Origin of the sequence: Streptomyces sp. NPDC048643 (assembly GCF_040650615.1) — a bacterium.
Taxonomy (GTDB): Bacteria; Actinomycetota; Actinomycetes; order Streptomycetales; family Streptomycetaceae; genus Streptomyces.
In genome coordinates this window covers 222278-244894 of record NZ_JBEZHO010000007.1, presented here as the reverse complement: position 1 = coordinate 244894, position 22617 = coordinate 222278, and the positions used below count along the sequence as shown (strand labels likewise).

The 22617-nt window shown below is 67.2% G+C and carries 21 protein-coding genes and 1 pseudogene; 15 read left to right on the top strand and 7 right to left on the bottom strand.

Annotated features, from left to right (window positions below; translation table 11 throughout):
- The first annotated feature begins 510 nt into the window (after window positions 1-510).
- Together AB0C62_RS10220 and AB0C62_RS10215 are read left to right on the top strand one after the other, a co-directional pair.
- Entirely contained in the window at window positions 511-840 is a 330-nt protein-coding gene (locus AB0C62_RS10220) for a hypothetical protein (protein ID WP_362971463.1), read from the top strand.
- A 66-nt stretch (window positions 841-906) separates the two neighbouring features.
- Window positions 907-1128 carry a hypothetical protein gene (locus AB0C62_RS10215; protein ID WP_362971461.1) on the top strand — a complete coding sequence of 74 codons (222 nt, stop codon included), beginning with the start codon at window positions 907-909 and terminating at the stop codon, window positions 1126-1128.
- Between the two features lie 96 nt (window positions 1129-1224).
- On the opposite strand, the gene AB0C62_RS10210 is transcribed toward AB0C62_RS10215, so the two are convergent.
- From AB0C62_RS10210 to AB0C62_RS10200, 3 genes are all read right to left on the bottom strand, one after another.
- Window positions 1225-2544 (bottom strand): ATP-binding protein, encoded by a 1320-nt coding sequence (locus AB0C62_RS10210; RefSeq protein ID WP_362971459.1) that lies wholly within the window; start codon window positions 2542-2544, stop codon window positions 1225-1227.
- Between the two features lie 117 nt (window positions 2545-2661).
- Window positions 2662-4059: a hypothetical protein gene (locus tag AB0C62_RS10205; RefSeq protein WP_362971457.1), complete on the bottom strand. Its 1398-nt coding sequence runs from the start codon at window positions 4057-4059 to the stop codon at window positions 2662-2664.
- A gap of 110 nt (window positions 4060-4169) precedes the next feature.
- Complete coding sequence (locus AB0C62_RS10200; protein WP_362971455.1) at window positions 4170-4394, bottom strand: hypothetical protein; 225 nt, start codon at window positions 4392-4394, stop codon at window positions 4170-4172.
- Between the two features lie 233 nt (window positions 4395-4627).
- On the opposite strand from AB0C62_RS10200, the gene AB0C62_RS10195 reads away from it, so the two are divergent.
- From AB0C62_RS10195 to AB0C62_RS10180, 4 genes are all read left to right on the top strand, one after another.
- A complete protein-coding gene (locus AB0C62_RS10195; protein WP_362971454.1) occupies window positions 4628-5791 on the top strand; it encodes a hypothetical protein in 1164 nt (387 codons plus the stop codon).
- A 66-nt stretch (window positions 5792-5857) separates the two neighbouring features.
- Window positions 5858-6847, top strand: a complete 990-nt coding sequence (locus AB0C62_RS10190) for a DUF4238 domain-containing protein (protein WP_362971452.1) — start codon at window positions 5858-5860, stop codon at window positions 6845-6847.
- Window positions 6848-7051: 204 nt separating this feature from the next.
- Entirely contained in the window at window positions 7052-7816 is a 765-nt protein-coding gene (locus tag AB0C62_RS10185; protein WP_362971450.1) for a hypothetical protein, read from the top strand.
- A 126-nt stretch (window positions 7817-7942) separates the two neighbouring features.
- On the top strand, window positions 7943-8128 hold the full coding sequence (locus AB0C62_RS10180) for a hypothetical protein (protein WP_362971448.1): 186 nt from the start codon (window positions 7943-7945) through the stop codon (window positions 8126-8128).
- Between the two features lie 51 nt (window positions 8129-8179).
- Here the strand turns inward: AB0C62_RS10180 and AB0C62_RS10175 are convergent, their stop codons facing one another.
- Window positions 8180-9205, bottom strand: coding sequence for a hypothetical protein (locus AB0C62_RS10175; RefSeq protein ID WP_362971446.1), 1026 nt, complete (start codon window positions 9203-9205; stop codon window positions 8180-8182).
- Window positions 9206-9706: 501 nt separating this feature from the next.
- On the opposite strand from AB0C62_RS10175, the gene AB0C62_RS10170 reads away from it, so the two are divergent.
- Entirely contained in the window at window positions 9707-10978 is a 1272-nt protein-coding gene (locus AB0C62_RS10170; RefSeq protein WP_362971444.1) for a hypothetical protein, read from the top strand.
- A 200-nt stretch (window positions 10979-11178) separates the two neighbouring features.
- The gene (locus AB0C62_RS10165) at window positions 11179-14052 is read left to right on the top strand and encodes a hypothetical protein (protein WP_362971442.1); all 2874 of its coding nucleotides are present in this window, start codon (window positions 11179-11181) and stop codon (window positions 14050-14052) included.
- 16 nt (window positions 14053-14068) lie between these two features.
- On the opposite strand, the gene AB0C62_RS10160 is transcribed toward AB0C62_RS10165, so the two are convergent.
- Complete coding sequence (locus tag AB0C62_RS10160) at window positions 14069-14596, bottom strand: GNAT family N-acetyltransferase (RefSeq protein ID WP_362971440.1); 528 nt, start codon at window positions 14594-14596, stop codon at window positions 14069-14071.
- Window positions 14593-15846, bottom strand: a complete 1254-nt coding sequence (locus AB0C62_RS10155; RefSeq protein WP_362971438.1) for a helix-turn-helix transcriptional regulator — start codon at window positions 15844-15846, stop codon at window positions 14593-14595. The genes AB0C62_RS10160 and AB0C62_RS10155 overlap by 4 nt, the downstream gene beginning before the upstream one ends.
- Window positions 15847-16050: 204 nt before the next feature.
- On the opposite strand from AB0C62_RS10155, the gene AB0C62_RS10150 reads away from it, so the two are divergent.
- The 7 genes and pseudogenes from AB0C62_RS10150 to AB0C62_RS10120 all read left to right on the top strand — a co-directional run.
- Entirely contained in the window at window positions 16051-16617 is a 567-nt protein-coding gene (locus tag AB0C62_RS10150; protein ID WP_362971436.1) for a hypothetical protein, read from the top strand.
- A 113-nt stretch (window positions 16618-16730) separates the two neighbouring features.
- On the top strand, window positions 16731-17192 hold the full coding sequence (locus tag AB0C62_RS10145; protein ID WP_362971434.1) for a hypothetical protein: 462 nt from the start codon (window positions 16731-16733) through the stop codon (window positions 17190-17192).
- A gap of 136 nt (window positions 17193-17328) precedes the next feature.
- The gene (locus AB0C62_RS10140; RefSeq protein WP_362971432.1) at window positions 17329-17769 is read left to right on the top strand and encodes a hypothetical protein; all 441 of its coding nucleotides are present in this window, start codon (window positions 17329-17331) and stop codon (window positions 17767-17769) included.
- A 103-nt stretch (window positions 17770-17872) separates the two neighbouring features.
- A complete protein-coding gene (locus AB0C62_RS10135; RefSeq protein WP_362971430.1) occupies window positions 17873-18094 on the top strand; it encodes a hypothetical protein in 222 nt (73 codons plus the stop codon).
- Window positions 18091-19071: an ATP-grasp ribosomal peptide maturase gene (gene tgmB, locus AB0C62_RS10130; RefSeq protein ID WP_362971428.1), complete on the top strand. Its 981-nt coding sequence runs from the start codon at window positions 18091-18093 to the stop codon at window positions 19069-19071. The genes AB0C62_RS10135 and tgmB overlap by 4 nt, the downstream gene beginning before the upstream one ends.
- Window positions 19068-20153: a methyltransferase domain-containing protein gene (locus AB0C62_RS10125; RefSeq protein WP_362971426.1), complete on the top strand. Its 1086-nt coding sequence runs from the start codon at window positions 19068-19070 to the stop codon at window positions 20151-20153. Before tgmB ends, AB0C62_RS10125 begins: the two co-directional genes overlap by 4 nt.
- Window positions 20154-20269: 116 nt before the next feature.
- A pseudogene (locus tag AB0C62_RS10120) lies at window positions 20270-20726 on the top strand (UDP binding domain-containing protein); the annotation flags it as partial.
- Here the strand turns inward: AB0C62_RS10120 and AB0C62_RS10115 are convergent.
- Window positions 20725-22578, bottom strand: coding sequence for a UvrD-helicase domain-containing protein (locus tag AB0C62_RS10115; protein ID WP_362971521.1), 1854 nt, complete (start codon window positions 22576-22578; stop codon window positions 20725-20727). The pseudogene AB0C62_RS10120 and the gene AB0C62_RS10115 overlap by 2 nt on opposite strands.
- Window positions 22579-22617: the final 39 nt, after the last annotated feature.

Sequence of the window (22617 nt, the reverse complement as noted above, 5' to 3'; positions counted from 1 at the left end):
CCGGTCCGCGAAACTGCCGGACGCCGACGCCTCTCGTCCCCTCCACCAGCGGAACTCGGGGTGGCGTTGAGGCGAGCCTCCCTTGAGTGGACAGCCCTGCCTCACCCGGGGGACTCAAGGGTGGACAATCGATCCCGCTCGGTCGAAACTTCGGTCCGTCTGGCGGAGCACGAAGGCCGGCGGTGGTATCGATCCGGCCGCGGGGAGCTTGCGGAAGCTAGTCGTTACCGTCAGCTGCTCATCAGCCCAGTCCACGAAGTGCTGGGGGATGTAACTGACTTCGTCATCGCGCGGAACATGGACGCCCTCTGTACTGAGGTTTTGGGCCTCCGCACCACCAGCAGCCGGTGGAGGGAGGCGGCTTCCACCGCTTTGCTTGGCCCTTGGTGGCGTGAGGGCGAGCGTTCCGGTACGGCAATCCTGTCCCTCAACATTCTCCGGGCCGAGACGCGCACCCTGCACCGGCAACTGGTGCCGCTGTGGCGAAACGGGCCCCGGAAGCATGGACGCATGCTTTCCCTTGATGCCGACCTCGGAGGCCTGTCTCTCCACGACCTCGTAGCGAGCGACCTCGACCTACTCAGCCGCGTGGAAAGCGGTGTGTTCGAGGACGAGCGACTCAACAGAGTGCTTCGCGCTCTGACACCCGAGGAACGCCGGGTTGTTCTTGCTCTCGCCGCTGGCGAAGGGGTGACCTGGACGGAGGCCAGCCTCGTGGCCGGCGCTGCCTACCCGATGGCCTTCGGCGAACGAGTGCGGCGGAAGGCCAAGCGCTTGGCTGCCGAGCAACGCAGGCGCGTCTCTGAGCGTCACGAAGGGCCGCCCAGACAGGAACGTTAGGAACATTGCCGGTCAAGGTGGCTCCCAGGACCGAGAGGTAACCACTTCTCGTTGAAGGAAGCCACCATGATCGTGCTGCTCCCGCTGGCCCTGCTGATCGTCGCCGGCGTTGTATGGCGGGCCCTGGACAAGGCCAAGGACACCGACGTCACCGGCATCGTCCGGATCGCGCTCACCGCGATCGTCACGCTGGTCCTCACCTACGTGGCGATGCGCGTCGTCCCGCCAGAGGCGGTGCCCGACCTGCTGAACGCAGCCCTGCAGGCTCTGAAAACCCGCAAACGCTGACACCGGCCAGATCAGCGAACCGAACGAGAACGCAGGCTGAGGACATTCCCGTTCGCAGCCCGCCGATCGTGGTCCAGTTGGCTGGACTGAAGGCTCTCAGTGCCAGCCAGTGAGCTCGGCCCGCCATTCGGAGTTGAGCTTGTCAGCTGCGATGCTGCCGTCGGCGGTCAGCAGTTCTGGTTCGTGAGCTCCCATGTCGGCCAGCAAGTCGGACACCAAGATGTGAGCCACGACGACGGCCTCCTGCTTACTCAGCGTGAGTGCCGCGAGATCTGCTGTGGTCTGAGCCGGCGTAGCCGGCACTGGGCTCACAGGGCCACGCTGGAATGCGTCCGCCGACGTGGCCAAGCGCAGGGGCACGTCGCTGCCTCCGTAATGGTGGAGCGCGGCTTCGAACATGATGTCTCCTGCTGCACCGGTCTCAGCGGCCCAGGCTGCAGCCGCCTGAACCTGGGCGACCAGCCCGAGTTCCAGTCCGTGCTGGTACAGCAGTTTCGGACCCTCCGGGCTACGTCGGTCGCCCCCGATGTTGAGCGGCAGGGCGGACCAGAAGCTGCCGTCCTGGTGCAGGTGGCCGGTCGGGGATCCTTCGAAGCGCAGCTGTCGGCGTCCCGCGAGGATGGGGTGCCGTGGCATCAAGGCTCGGGTCACTCCCTGGACGGCGATCCCCTGGAAGCGGTCGAAGGCGGCTGCGCGCTCGGTCTGCCTGGTGAGCGGATAGTTGCCGCGGACTGTCGGCACGGCCGTCAGGCTCATCCATCCCGGCTCGTGGTCCATGAGGCTGCCCCCGATGGGGACTTCGACTGACAGTTGGCTGCCGAGGTGGCGCAGGCCAGCGTCGGCGATCTCACGGAGGTGGTCGGCGTCTGCGGACGCGGCCTGGAAGCGGTCGCGGTAGCGCTGGGCGATCTCGGACTCGGCGAGGGTGCGGGTCGTGGTGCCGTGCCGGACGTGGACGCGGAAGTTGTAGTCGTTGCCCGGCGCTGAGACCGCGTGCGGCGCCTGCGTGCTCGACGGCACGGTGAGCAGCCAGTAGGCGCTGCCCTCGTGGAGCGCGGACCGCAGGGGGCGCACCCCTACGTTGGGGACGACGGGCTGGATCCAGTTCGCGAGCACGGAGCGGATCCACTCCTCCCCACGGTTCGGGTCCGGCTCACTGGGCGCGAGGCCGTGTGCGTGGTCTTGCTTGCCGTCGTCGACGCCGATGACGATCATGCCGCCGGAAGTGTTCGCCATGGCGCTCACATCCTTGGCGAGCTCTTTCTTGCCCGCGTCGGTCCCCTTGTAGAAGTCCTTCTTCCAGTCGAGGTCGAGACCCTCGGGTATCCGGTTGTCGACCGCGCGCTGCAGATCGTCCTCGGACAGCTCGTCGGGGTGGCTTCCCAGTGCGGCGGTGAGTCGTGCAGGCAGTGCCATCGGTACTCCACAAGTGCTGCTACGCGCTGCTGACGTTCGTCAGCCCCATCACGGTAGACGCATCCCAGGTCTGTTCACCATGAGAATTCAGAGCCGCGGGTTCAGTGCCCTCACCGGTCAATTGGCCTGCTCGGGAGCACGAGGAGCTCTGCCGAGGAGGGTCTCGAAGAACGCTGCGAGGACGGGCTTGGCCTTGTCACGGTCGCGGAGTTCATCGTGACCGAAGCGAAAGACCTCATAGCCGCGAAACTTCAGATCACGGTCGCCGGCCATGGTGGCCGCGTACCGCCCGCTGTCCGGGATGCTGCCCTGCTCGCGTGTGTAGTGCTGCACGCCGTCGACCTCCAGGACCACGCGTCGGCTGCCCGGCAGCAGCATGAGAAAGTCCATGCGCAGATTCTGCAGAGCCAGAGCACCGCGTTCCCGCACCGTCTTGGGATCCCAGTGCACCCATATCTCAGGAAGGAGAGCCGGGACCGCGCCCAAGTCCTCTCGGTGGATGTTGTGGTAGAGCCAGAACAGGTTCTGCTGGCCATCGGACTTCGGTGGCAGCGAGGCGTACATGCGGTCGTAGAGGGACCGGCCTGCCTCCTTCGGGTCGGGGAAGTTCCGGGTCTCCTGCCACCAGGTGAGCAACTCGGCCCAGAGCAGTCCGTTCTTGCCGACCGGTCGGTCGTAGACCAGGACCTGATCGGAGCGCTCGGCGATCTCGATGTCGTTGTCGAGGGCGCTGGTGAAGCGGATGTCCGGTTTGCCCAACGTGGCGAAGATGAGGTTCCGTGGCCGCCGGCTCGTTCCCTGACCGGTCTGGACGAGCTGGAACACGGGGTATCCGTCCTCCTCGCCTTCGAGCCGCAACTGTGCCCCCATGGGCTGGAGATGCTTGTTAGCCAAGTTCACGAAATGACGCTGGGCGCGCTCATCTGGCAGGGCGGCGGCGGAAGCCAGACCTTCGAGGAAACGCCCGAAGCGAGGATCAGGGGCTTCGAACGCGTGCAGTTGCTCGAAGAGGTACTCGGCGCTCCAGTCGTTACGGAAACGAATCACGTGGCGTTCGATCTCCTCCCGCAGGGTGGATGCGGAAAGGTCCCATGAGCCCCGCAGATCGTCACCCAGATCCCAGACCCGGCTCAGCAGGGCCATGAAGCGGTCGGCGTATTCGAGGTGATCGGACAGGTCGAGTTCCTTGGCCAACTCCCGCCGAACGCGGCCGGGGATCCGTACATGCGGGCGCCGCAGCCACAGAACGTCCTGCAGACGGTTGCGTTCCCACGCGGCAAGCGGCTGACTGCCGAGAATCGCCTCGGCGACCGCCTCGAGCCGGTTGTCGTTGCACGCCTGCAGGCTGGCTGTCAGGCGCTGATGCTTGCTGTGCCCCTCCTGCGGCGGAGGCTCGGGGAGGTGCAATTGTTCGCACAGCCCGTGCAGGTCCTGATGGCGGTGCTGCTGGTACGCGGAAGTCAGGAAATCATCGATCAAGCTCCGCAACCGGGCCAAGCCCGTCTCATCAGCCATCACACGATGATGAGACAGATCCACGTCTCCGGCCAGATGCCGGCCTCGGCTACCGGCCACCCGCCCTCTGGGCGCCCACAACCGAGCCGCCGCTCCAACGCAGGACTTGATCACCTCCGCAGCGCGCGGCCGATGACACCAACGATGCCGGCGAGCGCGCTCACGACGGCGGCGCCCACCCCTAGCGGCTGTGCGAGAGCCGGATGCATACGGGCCACGTAGATGGCAGCCGCGGTGATGAGCAGGCCCACCACGAGGGTGAGCAGGAGGAGCACCAAGCGCAGTTCGTGATGCTCGCGATCCTGGCGAGCGGTTCCGTCCGTGTCCGTGGTCATCGGAAATGGGTCCTTTGCGATTCAGTGCCGCCAGCGCACACCCCAGGGTGGGCGCGCTGCAGGGCAGCAGGTGTCGGGGCTGCTTCCGTGGTGGAAGCGCGACGGCGTCGGTACGCCATCCGTCTGCCACTCGACTGCCATTTCAGAGGACGGCCAGCACAGAGACCGGACGAAGATGGGGGGTCTCTAAAAGCCTGACGTGCCCGCACCAGGGCGCCGCTAGGTTCCTGGTCATGACTTCCAACGACAGTCCCAGCGCTGCTGACCGGCAGCTCATCGACCACGCGGCGCTCCACGACCTCGCCGTCACGGCGAAGCAGCTCGAAATCTGGCGGCGCGCCGGCCTGCTCCCGGGCAACGTGCCGGGCGGCGGTCTCGGCCGCGGGAGGGGCAGTACGTCATCCCCGCCGCCCGAGAGCTTCGACCTGATCCTCGCGCTCGCCCGCTGTGCCAGCCGGGGTAAACGGCCGACCGATCTCGCACTCCTGCTGTTCGCCGACGGTCACCCGGTGCCCGAGGCGACAGTCCGTGCGGCCTTCCGCGGCGCCGTGGACGCTGTCGCCCTGCCCGGCGAGGACGACGGCATCGACGGTGACGACGAGGCGCTGGAGGAGCGCGTGGACCGCCTCGTGGGCCGCCTCGCGGAGAACGGACAGGCCTTCACTCTCGTTCCGGCCCGCGCGCGGCGGATCGACGAGCGGATCGCCCGCCTCCTGGGCGAGGCCCCGAAGGAACTGGCGGAGCTGGACAAGAATACCGAGCCCCGCCCGATGACAACACACGACGCGTCCCTGACCGCTGTGACCGCCGTCCTCGGTGGCACCATGTCCGTGGACGAGATCGGGAGCCTGCTGCGCGGCATGAACCCGAGCGCTACGGCTCATCCGTTCGCCTCGCTGGTCGAAACCACCCAGCAAGACGTGCCGGAAGCCGCAGACCAAGTGATGGCGGACGACGGCACGTTCACTCTCCTGCCCGACGGAGACGCCCGCGACAGCCTGCGCGACCTGGCCGACACCGCACCGTTGGAAGACCTCCGAGTCTGCTGGCGCACTGCCCAGCAGGTCCGCGAGTGGGCCCTCGATCTGTGCAAGCGAGTCGAAGCCGAACTGGACGACGGACAGCTCGGTGACGCTGCCACTCTCTGGCTGTTCGGTAGGGGTATGCCGTCCGGGATCTCCGTGCTCGAAACGCTGCGCGAACGACGCTGGTCACCTTCCGGTGCCGCCGTCTCGACACTGGTGCTGCTGTTCCAGCGGCAGATGTACGAAAAACTTGACGAGCAGGTGCCTGGCTGCCAATGGCCCGTCCTGGAGATGGAGGGGGTGATGGCGCCGCCCGTCCGGGACCTGATCCTCGCAGCCCTGCAGCGCACGGTTTCCACCCGGGAGAGTTGATGCGATCGTCATGGACCTGCTGGAAACCTGATGCGCGGACCTCGGCTGTTGGGGACCATGGAGCACGTGAACGTCAGAAGCACCGTCGCAGGAAGCGGGGACCTGGCCAGGATCGCCGAACTCACACCTCAGGCGAATGCCAACGTGCGTCACCAGCATGTGATTTCGCAGGTTCTGCTGCGCGAGTTCGCGATGCCCGGCAAGCGCGTATCCGGTCGGCACGTCCAGCCCTACGATCTGCGGCATCCTGAGCGCCGGCTCAAGACCCGGGCGCCTCGCGGGGTCGCCCAGATCGAGAACTTCGTGCCCTTCGCCTCCGCGTCCCTGGAAGACCTGTGGGGCGCAGTCGAGCGCGAACTGCCCAACGCCTTGGACGCGGTGAAGGCGGGCGACGCGTTCAACGACCCGCACATCGGCACAGTGCTGCGCGACCTGATCGCACTGCACTACGTCCGCTCGCAGCACTACCGCGAGCTCTTCCACCGCCTCTTCGTCGAGACCTACCACGAGCAGCGCCGCTGGCTCCTCACGGACGGGGCACCCCGGCTGCAGGCCGCCGTTCTAGAACGCACCGGCCTGCACACGGCCGGCCCGCAGGGACTTGCCGCTCGCGCGGACGAGGTCCTGGACGTGATGATGACGACCTACCACAACGGGTCGCTGCTGCGCGTACGCATCGAGGACAGCTTCGGCAAAGCCCGCCAGTTCATCTCTCGAACCCCGCTCGAAATCCTGGAACCCGAAGACGGGGAGTTCCTGATCGGCGACAACCCCGCCCTGACGGTGCGCCACCGCGACGACCTGCTCCTGTACAGCATGGCCCTGGGCGACGCCCACTCCACCGTGCTCCCCATCGGCCCCCGCTACATGCTCGCCCTGGGACCCGCCGACCGCTACGCAACCGCATCCAAGGCCGACGTCGACCGCATGAACGTGCTCCAGATCAAAGCCTCCCGCCGCTACGTGTACACCCGCCCGGGCAGCCCTCTCGCACCCATGATTCGGGAAGTCAGCCACCACTGGCTCGCCGACCACGACGAGGTCGCGAGCGCATGAGCCTCATCGGTCCCGCGGGTAGCCTCAGCTTCCGGCGCCAACGTCCCGATTGCCGACTCGGCAACGGCGCGAATGCACCAACTGCGTCAGCCGGCGCCGGGCCGTGTCCTGGCAGCCGAGCACGGTAGGCCGCGGAGGGGACAGGCAGGCCAGGGCAGACGTTGCGATCTCCGATCCGGCTCCGGCAGGGAATACTGACTCGTTATGACACTGGATCACGCCGCCAGCGACCGGCCCGTTGTGGATGTCGATGATCCCCGCACCTGGCCACCGGCACTGGCGGATCTCATCCACAAGATCGCCGACGCAGCCGAACTGGCCGAGCCCGACTTGTACGTCGACCTGGACCTGCATGACAGAGAGTCGGAGGTCCACGACCTGCTCCGCGAGCACCTTCTGCGGGCCCACCACGCAACGAGGCTGCTCGACCACGAGGCCACCGCGATTCGTGACCACGGCCTGCGCCTCCTGGACGCGACGCTCGTCGAGGACCGCCTCGACCAAGCCCACGAGCGCGGCTACCTGACCGCGGCCGACCGAGAAACCCTGCGCGCCCACAGCATGGTCGTCCCGGAGAAACGAAAGCTGGGGCGCCGAGAGGGTCAGGTCTGCCTGACCCTCTCCGCCGAGGCCCTTTCCCACGACGTGTCCGGAGTCTGGCGGCTGCTGACCTTCTGGGGTAGCGAAGCAATCTACTGGCACCACTGCGACGACGATGAAGGCATCACTCAGCGGCTACGCGCCCTGGGACGCCCCGCCCTCGTTGCCGCCTACGTCGACTTGGCCAGTCCCGGCACGCACTCCGTCTTCAAATCGGTGATCCATACCTTCGTCGGGAAGGCCCTCGGATATGCACCGGCCAACGCCGACGTCTTCTACCGCAACCCGATTCCACCCCACCACGTCGAGTCAATCGCCTTCCCTGGTGATCACGCCTACGACCGCTTCCCAGAGCTCCCCCGAAAGTAGTCACCCACCGGCTTGTTCTGGAGTAGCAGCGACAGACAGCGTGACCCTCCGGTGCCCGGCGAACAGCGCAAGCGTCACCATCCCCCGCGTCCGACGAATGTCAGACCCGACGGCGATACTCACCCCATGGCGACCACGATGACGAGCTACGGAATCCGCTGGACCGACCCCGACGGCGTGCCGCGCGCAGCTGGCGTCTCCTACGACAAGGCCAGCGCCGAGGACCGGGAGGCGCGACTGACCGCGCAGAAGTGCCGCGACATCGAGATCGTGCCGGTCAAGCCCGGAGAACGGCTCCAGCCTGCGAGCTGACAACCGCACAGCCTCCGTAGGACTACGCCCGCGGAAGTCCCACCGACCAGCTCACCGGATCGAGTGGCGCCGGGCCGTGGCGCTGACCGTCTTCAGCATCCAGGGCTTCACGCGCACGGTGATGCCCTCGCGTGCTTGGTGCTCATCGGGATCCAGGTCCTGCCAGGTGCACGGGTCGGTACTCCGCGAAAAGCGCATCTGCAGCTCCCCGGGCAGACCCGCAGGGCTGGTGAAGGTGACCTGGCAGCCGGCGTCGCCATACGTGCACGAGCACCACGTGTCAGTCGCCTTCACGGGCAAGCCCCAACCGGGCGCGGTGAGCAGCCGGATGAAGGCGTCGTGCCGGTCGGACTGGGGAGGCGCGTGGTGAATGTGATCGATGATCCACTGCTCACCGGGCTTCATCGGGTTGGTCCAGGACGTTGTGGAGAGCGGGACGCCGAGCGTGCGCCACAGGCCGACACGGCGCAGCACCCCGCTGGCCAGCCACGCCGTGTCGGAGGCCCGACGTGAGCGCTGGACCGACAGAGCACCCTTGTGCCGGCCGTACGCGCGCTCCTCCTCGGTCCAGCGCCACGGTGAGCGCTGCTGGCAGCTGACCACGCCCTCGTCTGCGCGTGCCTGCTTTTCGGCGGCAAGCACGTCCCTCCACACGTGGGCGTCGACGCCGGTGATCTGGACGGAGGCCCGCGTGCCCAGGAGCCTGACGGTGATGCCGTGCTTGCCGGGCGGTGAGATCCGCGCCCCGGGAATGCCGAGCAGTTGTCCGCCCTTGTCGAGGCGCGGCGGCAGCACGCGGGCGAACTCCGCAGCTGAGGCCTCGCCGTCGATACACAGCGTCAGTCGCTCCAGCTCGGGCCGGGCCCAGACGATGCCCCACGGGTAGACGGGATCGTGGGACGGCCAGGCGATCTTCCGCAGCACCCAGCGCTCCAGGAGCTCCTGGGCGGGCGTGGGCAGGGGCATCAGCGCGTCGCGGCGCCGGGTGGCTCCGGCGATCTGAAGCGCCTGCTGGTGGGACATCCCGGTGTAGAGCGCGAGCAGTTCGGCGTCCCGGGTCAGAGAGGTCTTTGCCATGGTGACTCCCCATGGCCGTACTACGTCCCGACGTCGTCGCACGGCAGGGTGGTCGTGTGCGGCCGCCTCATGTCGTACCGGTGTGGGGCGCAGCCCACTTCTGTCCCCTCAGTGGGTGCCCGTAAGTCAGTCGGGAGAGCACCAGGACAAGGCCCCCTAAGGGCCGGACAGGATGATGTCACGCAGAGGCGTCGTTGGGACTCGACAGGCTGGTCTGGAGCCGATCTTCACCCTTTCGGTTCAGCGGGAAGATCGGTGCGCGGGCTGTCGGTCGCCGTCGGTGCCGGCGCGCGCGATCCGCCCGGTGCACCGTATGGGCCTCCCGACCGGGGTGAGCGGGTCGTCGCCCTTCCCCAGGCCCCCAGGACTTTTGACGGTCAGGTGCATCGGCCGTAGCTGGCGCGCCGTGTGGTCCTAATTCGTCGGAATTCGAGCAAGTACCGCTGGCAGAAGGGCACGATCGGGCTGTGCGTCCGTCTTCGGGCGATAGGGGGAGGGTGTGTGCCGAAGCCGCTGAAGAAGCGCGGCGTGCGGATCCCGTGGGTCACCGACAGCCGCGGGGACCGCTACGACCGTTCCGAGATCGACCGTCAGCCCGCGCCGCGGTACGTGGCGCCGTTGAAGTGCGGCGGGTGCGGGACCCGGGTCAGTGCCCGGCACGGCAACGCGGAGGACCCCGACAGCCGCACCTCCCACTACTTCCGGATCGACCCCCACTCTGCGGCCTGCCGGTACGACCTCGACCAGCGCGGCAAGCAGCTCGTCGACCAGGCACCCGGCACGGTAGTGCGCAAGGCCGGTCAGTGGCGGCTGATCTGCCCTCCGCTGCACCACGGCGGCACCGGCGGACAGAAGCCGGTCCCCGGCTGCCCCGCTCTCCCTGGACGTGGTGGCGGGTCGGGTCCTCGCGTCACGAGCAAGCAGGCCGGCGCTGCGATCGCCTCGGCCCGGCGGATCGTGCGGATCCTCGACGACTTCGACCAGGACCCGGACGTCGCGGCCGAGTTCGCCGCCGTCGCCCCCAACGGCCGACGCGACATCCCCTGGTCCGAGTTCTGCCGCGGCCGCGCGGACGCCGACCAGCTCGCCCAGGCCCTCCTCGACCGCACCGCCGCGCCGATCCCGCACGCCGTGTGGGGACCCGTCCACTCCGCTGATGCCGCCGGCCGCAACAACGACTCCTACGTCGTCATGTACCAGGCCACCAACCCCGTCCACATCGAGGGCAAACCGGTCCGGCTGCGCGTCGCGGTGCGCAGCGCGCAGGCCGACTGGATCGGGGCGAACACCCGCTCCGGGCAGGTCCTCGGCTACGGCTACTGGCAGCTCTTCCCCACCGACCCGGCCAAGGCCCGCAGGCAAGGCTGGATCGAACTCCAGCTCTGGGTGAAGCAGCCCTGGCAGGCGACCCGTTGGGACACCGACGGCACCACTATCCCCCTTCCCGAACCCCGGACTGCACGCAAGCCCGAGCCCGAGCGCCGTACCTTTCCGCCGCCAGCGACGGCACCTCCGGCATCCGCCCCAATTTCGGAAGTGAAAGCCACGCCGCCTCCTCAGGACGGCTCAGTAGCCGAGCCGGAACCGGATGCGCAGCCCCAGCCTCATGGTGACGCTCCGCAGCCTCCGGTACCGCCCGCCGAGCCGCCCCCTGCGGCCCCAGCGCACCCTGCGGTTGTCGCGCCGCCGCTCCCGCCCTTCCCGCCGCGCGTCCCGGACGCCGGCGAACGCCGAACGAGGTTCGCAAGGTGGCTGGACGGTGCCCGACGCTGACGACGCGCCTTAAGCCCGCCTCGGAACCAGCGCAGACGCTGATGCGCACTCGACGGGCCGTCCACCAGAACCCGGCGCCCGCCCCCCAACCCACGTTGCCGAGAGCAGCCGTTGGGCCCGGATCCTGCGCCGGGCAGGGCCTTGTTGCGCAGGTCGGAGAAATCCAGTGCCGTGGACTCCTGCGCGCGGGCTGATGTGCCATGTCGAACGAACAGATCCCCGTTCCGCCGAGTGCGCAGCACGCTTTGACGTTGATCAATGCGTGGCAGAAGGAGTCAGGCGAGCGCGTTCCCCCGGTCGAGCCGGGCAGCAGTCTCTTCGGGGACGACGCCAAGGTCCCTACGCTCATGGTGTCGAGCGCCGCCTACCAGTGCTTCTCCCACGCCGTGGATCACCTCCACGCGGTGCAGGCCTTGCTCTTCGAAGCGAAGATGATGCATGCGTATGCGCCGTACAGCCTGCTGCGCGCCGCCGTGGAGGCGGCTGGCGAAGCGATCTGGCTCCTGGGACCCAACAGTCGACAGGAACGGATACACCGGTGCCTCAAACGAGCGTACGAGAACGTCAGCAAGGGCCAGCAGTTCGCGGACCTTGCCGACGTGCAACCCTCGGGCCGATCGGCCGCGACGCGCATTCAGGAGATCCGGGACCTCGCCACAGAGCACGGCATCGACCCGAACGGGGTCTGCGGGCGCTGGAGCACCCAGCAGCAGGTCAAGTACGTCGATGAACTCCTGAACAAGGGCAAAGAGCCCTCCGCGCAGGCCTTGTGGCAGATCTGCAGCGGCTTCGCTCACGGCCGGGAATGGGCAACGCTGGGACTGCTGGAGCGCACCGTCCACAGCCAGGTCGGCAACGTGGTCAAGGTTCGACTGTCCAGCTCCGGCGAGGTCCTGCTGAACATGCTGGCCATGACAACAGCCCTGTCGGCAGAGGCCAGACGGCTCTTCGAGGAGCGGCGCATCAGCCACCACCTCCAAGAGCACGACCGACAGCACAGTCCCGGCCTCAGCCGAGCCCACGAGTTCCCCGAGTCGCACCACCGAACTGCGCACCGCGCTCGGGGCCTTCGCCCTGCTGGCCGCCGCCGTGACCGGCGCACTCGGCACCCGGCGCCTGCTGCAGCGACGACGCCGCAAGGTGGGCGAGACGATCGCCATCGGCGATGCACCCTCGCCCGCCGCGGCACAACTCGCGCACTGGCCGAACCACTGCTCGCACCGCGGTTCAACCTGGCGCTGCGCACCCTCGCTCACGCCTGCGACGAGGTCGGACAGCCTCTGCCCGCCCTACGCGTCGCCCGGCTCAGCCAGAAGTCTTCTCTGTCCGTCCTGCCGGTAGACGAGGACAGCACGCCACTCGCCCCCTTCACCGCCGGCCAGGACGGCTGGTGGCACCTCCCCGACGACGCGGAGCTCCTGGACGAAGACCCGGCGCGTGACGTGGCAGCGCCCTATCCGGCGTTCGTCACCATCGGGGCCGACGAGAGGACCGGAGACCTCGTCCTCCTCAACATGGCCACCGACCGCGTCGTCCTCCTCGACGAAGCAGAGGACGACGTGCGCCAGGTGTGCCGGTCCATCATTCTGGAACTGGCGATGAGCGACTGGTCGGAACGGCTGGAGATCATCACTCTGGGATTCGGTGAAGACCTCATCCGCCTTCTGCCCACTCTGCGCTTCGGGTACCGGCAAAAGACCGAGCACGCCCTTCGGGACCTGGCCGACTGGATGCTCGCCTCCGTACAGCTTCCCGGCGAATCAGGAGATGCCTATCTCCTGGTCTGCGCCTCATCCCTCGATCCGGACAGTGCATGGCAGCTTGCCGAGATGCTCGACAAGGCAGGCGACCTGACCGTCATGGTGATCGCCCCCGCGGAACACACCGCCCGGCACTTCGCCGACGCCCAGGTCCTCGACATCACCGCGACGGGTCCGCAGCACCTCGACGGCACCGACGTCGAGCTCATCATTCAGCGAATCGACGACGCGGCCTACCAGCAGATCACCACCGACCTGCACATCTCCGGACAGCCGCCACACCCGGCCGAAGGAGCCTGGCAGGCAGTCCCAGAAGAACCGCATGACTCCGCTCCCGCTTCACAGATGCGGCCGACACCGCCAGCAGAGGAAGCCGGCGCTCCGCAGCCCGCGAGCCTCGGACCAGCAGACCTGGGTGTGTTCCCAGCACGACTGGCGATGGGATCGGGAGCCGACGGCAAGCCGACAGAAGCGTCCGCTGCAGCTGCCGCCGCGGGTGCCGATACCTCTTCGCCTGCGCGCCCCCAAAGAGCTACTCGCGTGCCGCAGACGGCGGCAGAACCACAGAGCCCGATCCTCAGCGTGCTCGGCACCGTGCAAATCATCGGGGCCACCGGCAGCAGCTACGGTCCCCGCGAAGCGCAACTGGCCGCCCTGCTTCACTTCAGGCCGGGCCGCAGTGCCAACACGCTGTGCACGGACATTGACCCGCTCAACCCGTGGACGCACCGCACCCTCAACACCCGCTTGGGAGACCTTCGCCGCGCCCTCGGTGACGACCCAGAGGGCAACCCCTACGTGCCCCGTCGGGCCTCGCTGGATGACCCGTACCTCCTCAGCCCGGAGGTCCGCTGCGACTGGACCGAGTTCAAGGCGCTCGCCGAGGACGCTCTGGTCAACGGACCGGCCGATGTCGCACTTCTGGAAGAGGCGCTGAGCATGGTCCGGGGCCGCCCGTTCGGAACGCATCTCCTTCCCTGGGCGGAGCCCTTGGCGCAGGAGATGGTCACCCGGATCATCGACGTCGCGCACACGGTCGCTCAGTGGCGGACCGAGCCGGGGCACAGGCACGACCTGGTCGCGGCGCGCCAGGCCGTGGCCGCCGGACTCGAAGTCGACAACAGTGCCGAGTTGCTCTACCGCGACTGGTTCAGGATCGAGCACGCCAGCGGAAACCGCTCCGGCCTCCACATAGCTATCTCGCGCCTCCAACAAGTCAACCGGTCCATCGATACTTCTCTGGAGCTCGAGACTCAGAACCTCATTCCGCGGCTACTGGACTTTCCCACCACAAGCACACAGGCAGTTACGTAGCGTCCCAGGCCGTCTTTCAAGACCGAAGAGCCTTCACCATGACGGCATACAGCGGAGAGTCGGCGAACGGTTGTTGCTCGCCCACTTTCTTGTAACCCCATGTCGCATACAACTCCTGGACCTTCGGATGAGTGGTGTCCACTAGGAGCACCGCAAGATCCTCGTCGCGCTCAGCCAACAGCGCCTCGTGCAATTGCTCAGCGATGCCTTGCTTCCGCCAGTTCGGGCGCACCATGACCTCGGACACCGCGTAGGTGGCGGTGTAGCCGTTGCTCGGTTCATACGGGGTAGACCGCCACCATTCGCGGCCCGGCTGGAGAGGGGCGCCGTAGGCGAACCCTGTCGGCTCCCCATCCTCGAAAGCAACGACACAGGTGAAACCGACCATCTGCGACCAATGATCGACAAACCAGGGGAATTTTCGGTTGAACTCCAGGTCCATGGCATCGGCGTAAGCATCTGCGTGTACGTCGATGAGCATCTGCCTGAAGTCATTCGGAAGGCTTTCATGGCCGTAGTGCCGCAGGTCTATCACGTTGGTCACGCTCGACTCCATCCTTCGCGCATTCGGTCTGCCCAGTTACGGGCGTACGTCGTGGACGGCGCCAGCCGGAACAGATCTCGGTGAAAGTCTCCGATGAGTGATCTCATCCGTCCAGGCAGCGAGGCGCCTTCCATGATGGTGAAGACGGTGGCTGCTGTTGCCGTGGCCTGCTCGGGCTCTCCTTGGCGCAGTTGCGCCAGCGCGAGTTGGCAGGTAGCCAGGGCACGGTTACGCCGAAACTCAGCAGGAATCCTTGCAAGAGCACGGTGTGCCATGGCTTCAGCGCCGGAGAACTCTCCGTTGTGATTGAGGATGATGGCCCCAAGGTGGCTCAGCTCGGCAGGCCCGTAGAACGCAGTCCAACGGGGGCGGTTGTCTTCCGGTGCCCTATCCAGAGCATCCTGTGCAGCACACAGTGAGCTGCACGCTGCTCTCGAGTCGCCCAGCGACGAGTGCGCAAGAGCGAGACGCATGCGCCCCATCGACGTGAAGAAAGGGTCTCTGCGTGCAGCAGTCGTTACGTTAGCGGCCTGAGCCGCGGCAAGTTGCTCCGTCCAGTTCTGCCGCTGATAGGCCAACATCGCCAGGTTGACCCACACGCGCATCCCCGCAGGGGGGTCTTGGGAAAGACCGGCGAACGTTGCCGACTCGTGGAGATATCGCTGCGCCGTGTCCAACTCGCGCAGGTCGATGCATGACCAAGCCGCAATGGTGGTGAACTCGGCCGCGAGAGCGTAGAGAGCCCGACGGACCCGTTCGCTAGCGTTGCGTTCTTGAAGTGCCAGCACTTGCGCACGGCCTTGAAGCGCCGCATGCGCCAATGAGCGATGGCCGCCCAGACGGTCGTCAGCCTCCACGAGCGCGTTCACGCCAGCGGCAACGCGAGATACGTCGGACATCCCAACTGTACGGCGCTGCTTGACGAGAGGAACGGCGGCGGCGGCCGTTCCGGTGGTGCTAGCGATGAAATCGCGACGCCGCACGGGATCCTCCGGAGGATGCTGCATTGAGCTGGGTGCACTGAACCCTAAGTCCGATACAGAGCAGCCGAACACACGCTCAAGGGCCGCGCAAGTACGACCGATTGGCCTGCGGCTTGCCCCATTGAGGAGGTTGCGGACCGTCCTGGCCGACATCTCGCCGGGCCGGCCGGTGATCTCCAGCAGGGCTTTATTGCACTGAGACGCCAACTCGTCCTGTGTAAGACCGAGTTGATCCATACGACTCTGGAGGGTGACGTTCGCTCCCATGAAATGAAGGTAGCCCCGTCGCCCCTGCGGCGACCACCCGCTTGGTAACGCAAACGCAAAGTCTTCCGGGTGGCAGCAGAGTGCAACCCAGAACTTTTCCTGTTGCGCGCAGGCTCCGGCTCCTTCACTTGATAGCGGTCACCGAATCGACCCAGTCGCTGTGGAGCAGAGCCTTCCGAACGCAGTCGTGAGCTGGAGCCCACAGTGAAGCCTGTAGAGCAGCGCATGGAAGTTGCCGGCAGAACGGCACCCCCGGAGGAGGCCTCGCCCATCACCGAACCACGCAGGATCAACAACTCCCCCACCCTGCTGCCACATATTGAGGGGCAGCCCCGCTTCCGCCAGACTTGGCCGCTCAAAGCCGACGCCAATTCGGCTCCGATGAGCCGGATCCACTTGCGCACATGGCTCACCGTCATGCGCTGGATCGGCAACGTCGACCAGGCGACACGTGTTGCCAGCCATCTCGTCGAGAACGCCGTCAGGCACGGCACGCCTCTTCAGCCCGGCAACCTCGTGTTCTTGCGGGTTTTCGGCCTCTCCGACTCCAACGATCTGGCCATTGAGGTCGAGGACGCTCTCCCGGACTTCCCTGGGTTCGAGGAGGCTCAAAACCAGAGCGGCGAAGTCCGGGGCAAACCCACCGGATTGTGGTGGGTGGCCCACTACCGCGGCCGCCTCTCCTGGGACGTGACGAAGGACGGCAACGGCCGAGTGGTCGGCAAGATCGTTCAGGCCCTCATCCCCGCAACCTGGGACGGTTCCCAATGACGCGCACCCCGCTCCCCCACCGCCCGGCATCGTGGAACGGCAGAGCACCGGCCGCTCGCGCCGAGTTCACGAGTCGGCCCGAGGTCATCGCGCCCGAGGACGTCGCACCGGACATGCAGGATCTCGCCGCGCGCGTGCGGAGTTTGATGGATCTCCAGCGTGGTGCACCGCTGACACTGCCGTTAGGGGGACGCTTCTTCGACATCGTCGTCACCGCGAACGGTCCAGAAGGCTACGCGGTCATGAGCCTCCTGGACGAGGTGCAGCATGTGCCTGGCCGGCGCGCAGGTGTCCCTTCGTGCGGACCGGTGATTGAGGATCACGAGCGGGGATGGCTGATCTGGCTGGTCCCTCCGGGTACACACGCAATCTGGGAACCGCACCGGTACGGCACGTGTCTGGGCGCCCCGTATGAACTCGCTCTTCCAGCCATCACCCAGACCGAGCCCCCGGGCCCGTACTGGCTGCGTCCGTGCCGTGGAGACCGTCTGGTGCCGCACCACCCGCTGCGTGACTTCCTCGACCGCTTCCAGCCCGGCCCGATCCCCCATGAGGAACTGCTGGGCGGTTCGTGAGCTCCATCTCCTGATCTCCGTGCGCGGCGAAGGTGCTGCCACCTCGGACCCTTCGCCGCGCACGGTTCCATTCCCCCGCGCGGGCATCTGGCCTGACTCCCCTCGCTGGTACGGGCCTGACCTGAGAGGAAGCGACGTGACCTACCACTGCGGAACTTCTGCGCGCATCACCACTTCTCGGTCTGGTGATGCGCGTCTGGAAGCCCTCCGAAGGCACTTCGAGAGGGAAGCCATCGATAGAGCGGTGCACTATGGACGCACGATCCGCGTAGCTCCCTACACGCTGACTATGCCGGGGGCCGAGCGGTGTGCGGACCTCGAGCCCATCGAGACGTATGTAGGCGCTCGCGGCTGGCTCCGTACCCGCAGCACCTTCGGAGACATTGGGCAGCCACTGCCGATCGCGCGACGGTCCGGGTTCGGCGCCGCATGCAAGTACGCCGCGCAGGGGTCCGCCGAGGGAATCATCGCCATCGGCCGGCCCGCCATCACGTTGGACAACGACGCCTACCGGGACGTCCTCGAGTTCCTGAACGAGCGCGCAGTATTCCTGACCTTTCTCTCCCAAGACTCCTGATGCCGAAATACGGAAGCTCGGCGCCAGGTAGCAAGCCCTGCTCGGACTGCGGTCCATGGGCTCGAGCAGGTCGTCCAGAACAATCCGATCCAAGGAGCATGAAGTGTCCGCAGCAGCCATCCCGTTCGCCGCTCGCGCGGCGGCCCTGCCGCACCTGGTGAAGACGTCGATCGCGGGCGTCCAGTGGGACGAGCACCGCCAGATCAACGTCGCGGCGGACGGCGCCCCCTGGCACACCAAGGCCCAGGCCGCGTCGACCACCGACACCAACCAGGACGGCCAAGGCGACGACGTAGCCGACCCGTACTTCGCGCCGGCGTCATGACCAATGCCGCCCGCCCTGTGCTCGTCGTCGCTGAACAGCTCGACGCGGCGGCCGACATGGTCGTCGACGCGCTGAACCAGCGCGACGTACCCGTGATGCGGTTCGACGTCGCCGAGTTCCCCCAGCAGGTCACCCTGACGGGCTCGCACCAGCCCCAGGACTCGGGCTGGACAGGGCTCATAGACGACGGGCGCCGGACGGCGCGGCTTGAGGAGGTGCGGGCCGTCTACTGGCGGCGGCCCGCACGTCCCCGCATCGCCGACACCGTCCCCGAGCCGTACGCCACATGGGCACAGAACCAGGCCGACGCCGCGATCCTCAACCTGCTCGCCGCTCTCCCCCACGTGCCATGGATCAACAACCCGCACTACGACCGGATCGCGGCCCACAAGCCACAGCAGCTCGTTGCTGCGACGCGCTCCGGAATGACGGTGCCCCGCAGCGTGATCACGAACAATCCAGCCGCGGCCCGAGCGTTCGCCAAGGAGGTCGATGGCCCGCTGATCTGCAAGCCGATCCTCGGCGGACGCCTCGACGTCGGTGGCGAGAGGCGGCTGATGGTCGCCACGCACCGCGTCGACCCGGCCGACTTCGACGACAGCATCGCCATCACCGCCCACTATTTCCAGGAGGACATCCCCAAGAAGTACGAGGTACGGCTGATCGCGGTGGGCGGTCAGATCTTCGGCGGCAAGATCATGACGACGAGTGAGGCCGCCGGAACCGACTGGCGCACCGACTACGACCACATCAACTACGACACCGTGGCCGTACCAGGCCACGTTGCTACCGGTGTGCGCAGATTCCTCGCCTCGTACGGGATCGTCTTCGGGGCGTTCGACTTCGCCGTCACTCCCGCAGGGCAGTGGGTGTTCTTCGAGAACAATCCGTGCGGAACATGGGGTTGGGTTGAGAACCGAACGGGCCTGCCGATCGCCGCGGCACACGCCGACTACCTGATGGGAACCAGCACATGACCCTGCCCGATGACGGCGCCACTACATCAGCCCGCCAGCGCATGACCGCAGGACTCACAGCCGATCACCCGAGCGCGTGGGCTGCAGCGTTCGCCTCTGTGCCGCGCCACCCGTTCGTGCCCTGCTTCTACGCCCAGGATCACACCGGAACGTGGCAGGGGATCGCGGCCGGCGACCCGGGTTTCCTCGACGCGGTCTACAGCGACACGGCACTGACCATCCAACTCGACGACCAGGGCATCCCCAACAGTTCCTCGAGTCAGCCGTCGACCATGCTGACGATGCTCGACGCTCTCGACGTCCGCGATGGTCACCGCGTACTCGAACTCGGCACCGGAACCGGCTACAACACCGCACTCCTCTGCCACCGCCTCGGCGACAAGAACGTGACCAGCGTCGACATCGACCCGGGCCTGGTCGAGACAGCCACCCGGCGGCTTCAACACGCAGGCTTCAACCCGACCATCGTGGTTGGAGACGGCGCACAAGGCTACCCCGGCAACGCGCCGTACGACCGCATCATCGCAACCGTCGGCCTCCACGCCATCCCCCGACCGCTGCTGGAGCAGGCAGCGCCCGGCGCCGTGATCGTCGCCCCGCTCGGATACGGCATCCTCCGCATCACGATGACGGGCCGCGGACACGCCACCGGCCGTTTCTTGCCCACGCCCGCCTACTTCATGGCCCGGCGCACAAGCGGCACAGCGCCGCAGTTCGACGCAACAGCACAGCAGGACCCGACCACGACAAGCGTCCCGCCGGCGGACGTGCTCGGCCGGCTCAAGTTCGCCGCCTCCGTGGCAATCCCCAGCTACACGTCATGCAGCTGGCGAAGCGACCAAGGCGAGCTCGAAGCAGTCGGGTTGTGGACTCCTGACGGCTCGACCGCAGTGGTCCACGTCTCAGGATCTGTGCGGCAGATCGGCCCACAGCGCTTGTGGGACACCATCGAGAAGCTGGCAAAAGAGTTCACGGACGAACCCGCCCGAGACGCCTTCCTGCTGACCATCACACCGACCAGACAGATCGTGTACTACGAGGACACAGACGGTCCTAGCTGGCCCCTCCCCACGGCCCACTGACCTACCAGAACGGCCCCGCTCGCCCCCTCCCCCGTAGCGGACGAGCGGGACTTTCCCGTGGGTCTTCAACCCTGCCCGCCCCGCACACGGCGACAGGGGGCAAAGGTGAACGTCCCTACCCGGCCGAGCTCGCCAAGGCGTCCGCGAACGCCTTCCTCGCCACGAAGATCTCGTTCATCAACGCGATGGCCGAGGTCTGCGAAGCCTCCGACGCCGATGTCGGCCAGCTCGCCGACATCCTCGGTCATGACGTCCGCATCGGGCGGCGCGGCATGCGGCCCGGCCTCGTTCGGCGGCGGATGCCTCCCGAAGGACATTCGCGGCTTCATGGCCCGCGCCGGCGAGCTCGGCGTCGACCAGGCTCTGACGATCCTCCGCGAGGTCGACGCGATCAACAACCGGCGCCGCGAGCGCATGGTCGACCTTGCCCGCGAACAGCTGGACGGCAACCTTATGGGCAAGCGGATCAGCGTCTGGGGCGCCGCCTTCAAGCCCGAGACCGACGACTTCCGCGACTCGCCTGCCCTCTCTGTCGCCCAGAGGCTCCACGAGCTCGGCGCCACGGTCACGGTCAGTGCTCGGAGAGGTCCCGAATGTCCCAGCCCGCGTCGATCATCACCTCCGCGTACTGCTTGCCTCGGTCGCGATGGGCGGCGAACACCAGCAGGTGGGTAGGGCGCGTCGCCCCGACGAAGACGAGCTGCACAGCGGCTTGAACACTCTTCACCTCCCGCTGTGGGTCGCGCCCCTCCGCGACCATGCGGAGCGCCTCGGTCACGTCGAACTTCTTGCCGTTCTTCTCAAGGCACTCCAGGATCAGCGTCGCCGCATGGGTCTCGCCCTTCGCGCTCTGGATGGTCCCGGGTACGGCCCGCACCACCGACACTGCGGCGGAGCTCCTGGGGACGCCGCCCACTGCTGCGGCCTCCTCGGCCGCCGGGGTGAACTCCAGGCCGACGGCTTTCAGCGGCCGGTCGGCGAGAAGCTTCATCTGGACGGCCAGCTGCTCGGTGATCATGCTCCAGCCTGCCTCGTCGAACGCGGCTCCGTGGGCGAGGAGTTCGCGCAGCAGGATCCGCACCTTGCCGTCGGGGGTCGCTGCAGACCTTCCCAGGCGGCCGAGTGCCGGTAGCCCTTCCCCGGTCAGGGGCGTGAAGGACGCGCGCAGGGCGTTCCACAATTCGGTGGCCGCTTCGTAGCTGTCAGTGCCGGACCTCCACTGGGTCCCTGCCGCGCGGGCCGCGTCGATCAGGGCGCGGTGGGCCGTCGGACGGCCGGACGGGGTGTAGCCGGGCAGGTAACAGGAGATCGACTGTGGGTAAGCCTGGGAGCCTCCCCGGCCTTGCCGGGCGCCCAGCACGCGCGGCGGACGCCTGAGGAGCTCATCCTTGGGGAGTATCGAGGCGGCCATGCGTTCGAAGGTCGGCACGACATCGATCACTGTGGCCTCGTCGAACAGCAATACCGCCACCTGGCCGTCGGGACCAACTCCACGGACCTGCTGGGGGCGCCGGACCGTCAGGCTGCTGGCCAATGCCGCGATCTGCGGCCCGAAGCGGCGGCTGACCGGCAGCTCCGCAGCGCCAGCCAGCGGGAACGCCGATGCGGGCCCGTGCACGGCGCCGGCGTCGCTGTAGATGCCCTGGTTGGTGTCGCCCACCCGCTGCACCACAGTGGGCGAGGAGGTGAAGACGAGGTCCAGCAGTTCGTGCTGGGTGGCGCTGGTGTCCTGCATCTCGTCGAGGAGAACGAACGGGAAGCGCGCGGAGACAGCAGGGACGATCCCGGGGTGCTCGGCGAGGTACCGCTGGGCGATGGCGTACATGTCCTGGTAGCGGAAGACCCCTCGACGGGCCAGAGTCCGCTTGAGGCTGGACAACTGCTTACCGCTGGCCGTTTCGGCGCGGAAGGGCAGTTCCCTGGTCGCGCCGGTGACCACGAGTTCGCCGTCCCTGTAGGTGAACGTCGCCCCGGTGACGATGCCGGTGCCATCGCGCTGGCGTTCTACGTAGCTGCGCAGGGTGGAGTAATCGGGGTGTTGCAGGAGCCGGATCGCTGCCGTCTCGAAGGCCGCGTCGTCAACGGACCGGACCTCGACGCCCTTGGCCCGCACGGCCGGGAGCGCGAGGAAGGTGTGCACGAAGGACTGGATGGTGCCGATGAAATGCGGGTAGCGCAGCAGGCTCCGCCCCGCGGCGAGGGAGGCCACTCGGTCGGCGATCTCGTTCTTGGCCGTGTTGGTGTGGGACAGCACGCACACCCCGCACGTCGTAGAGGTCCATGCGTCGGCCATGAGCGCGAGCTTGAGCCCGATCAAGGTGGTCTTGCCCGACCCCGGAGCGGCCTGGAGGTCCTGTGTGGTCTCGCTCTGCAGGAAATCCCACTGCTCGGCGTCAAGCGGGTCAAGCCCGAGGAGCTTCACCATGGTCTCCACCTTGTGCGTGGCGAAGGCATCGGGCAGGTA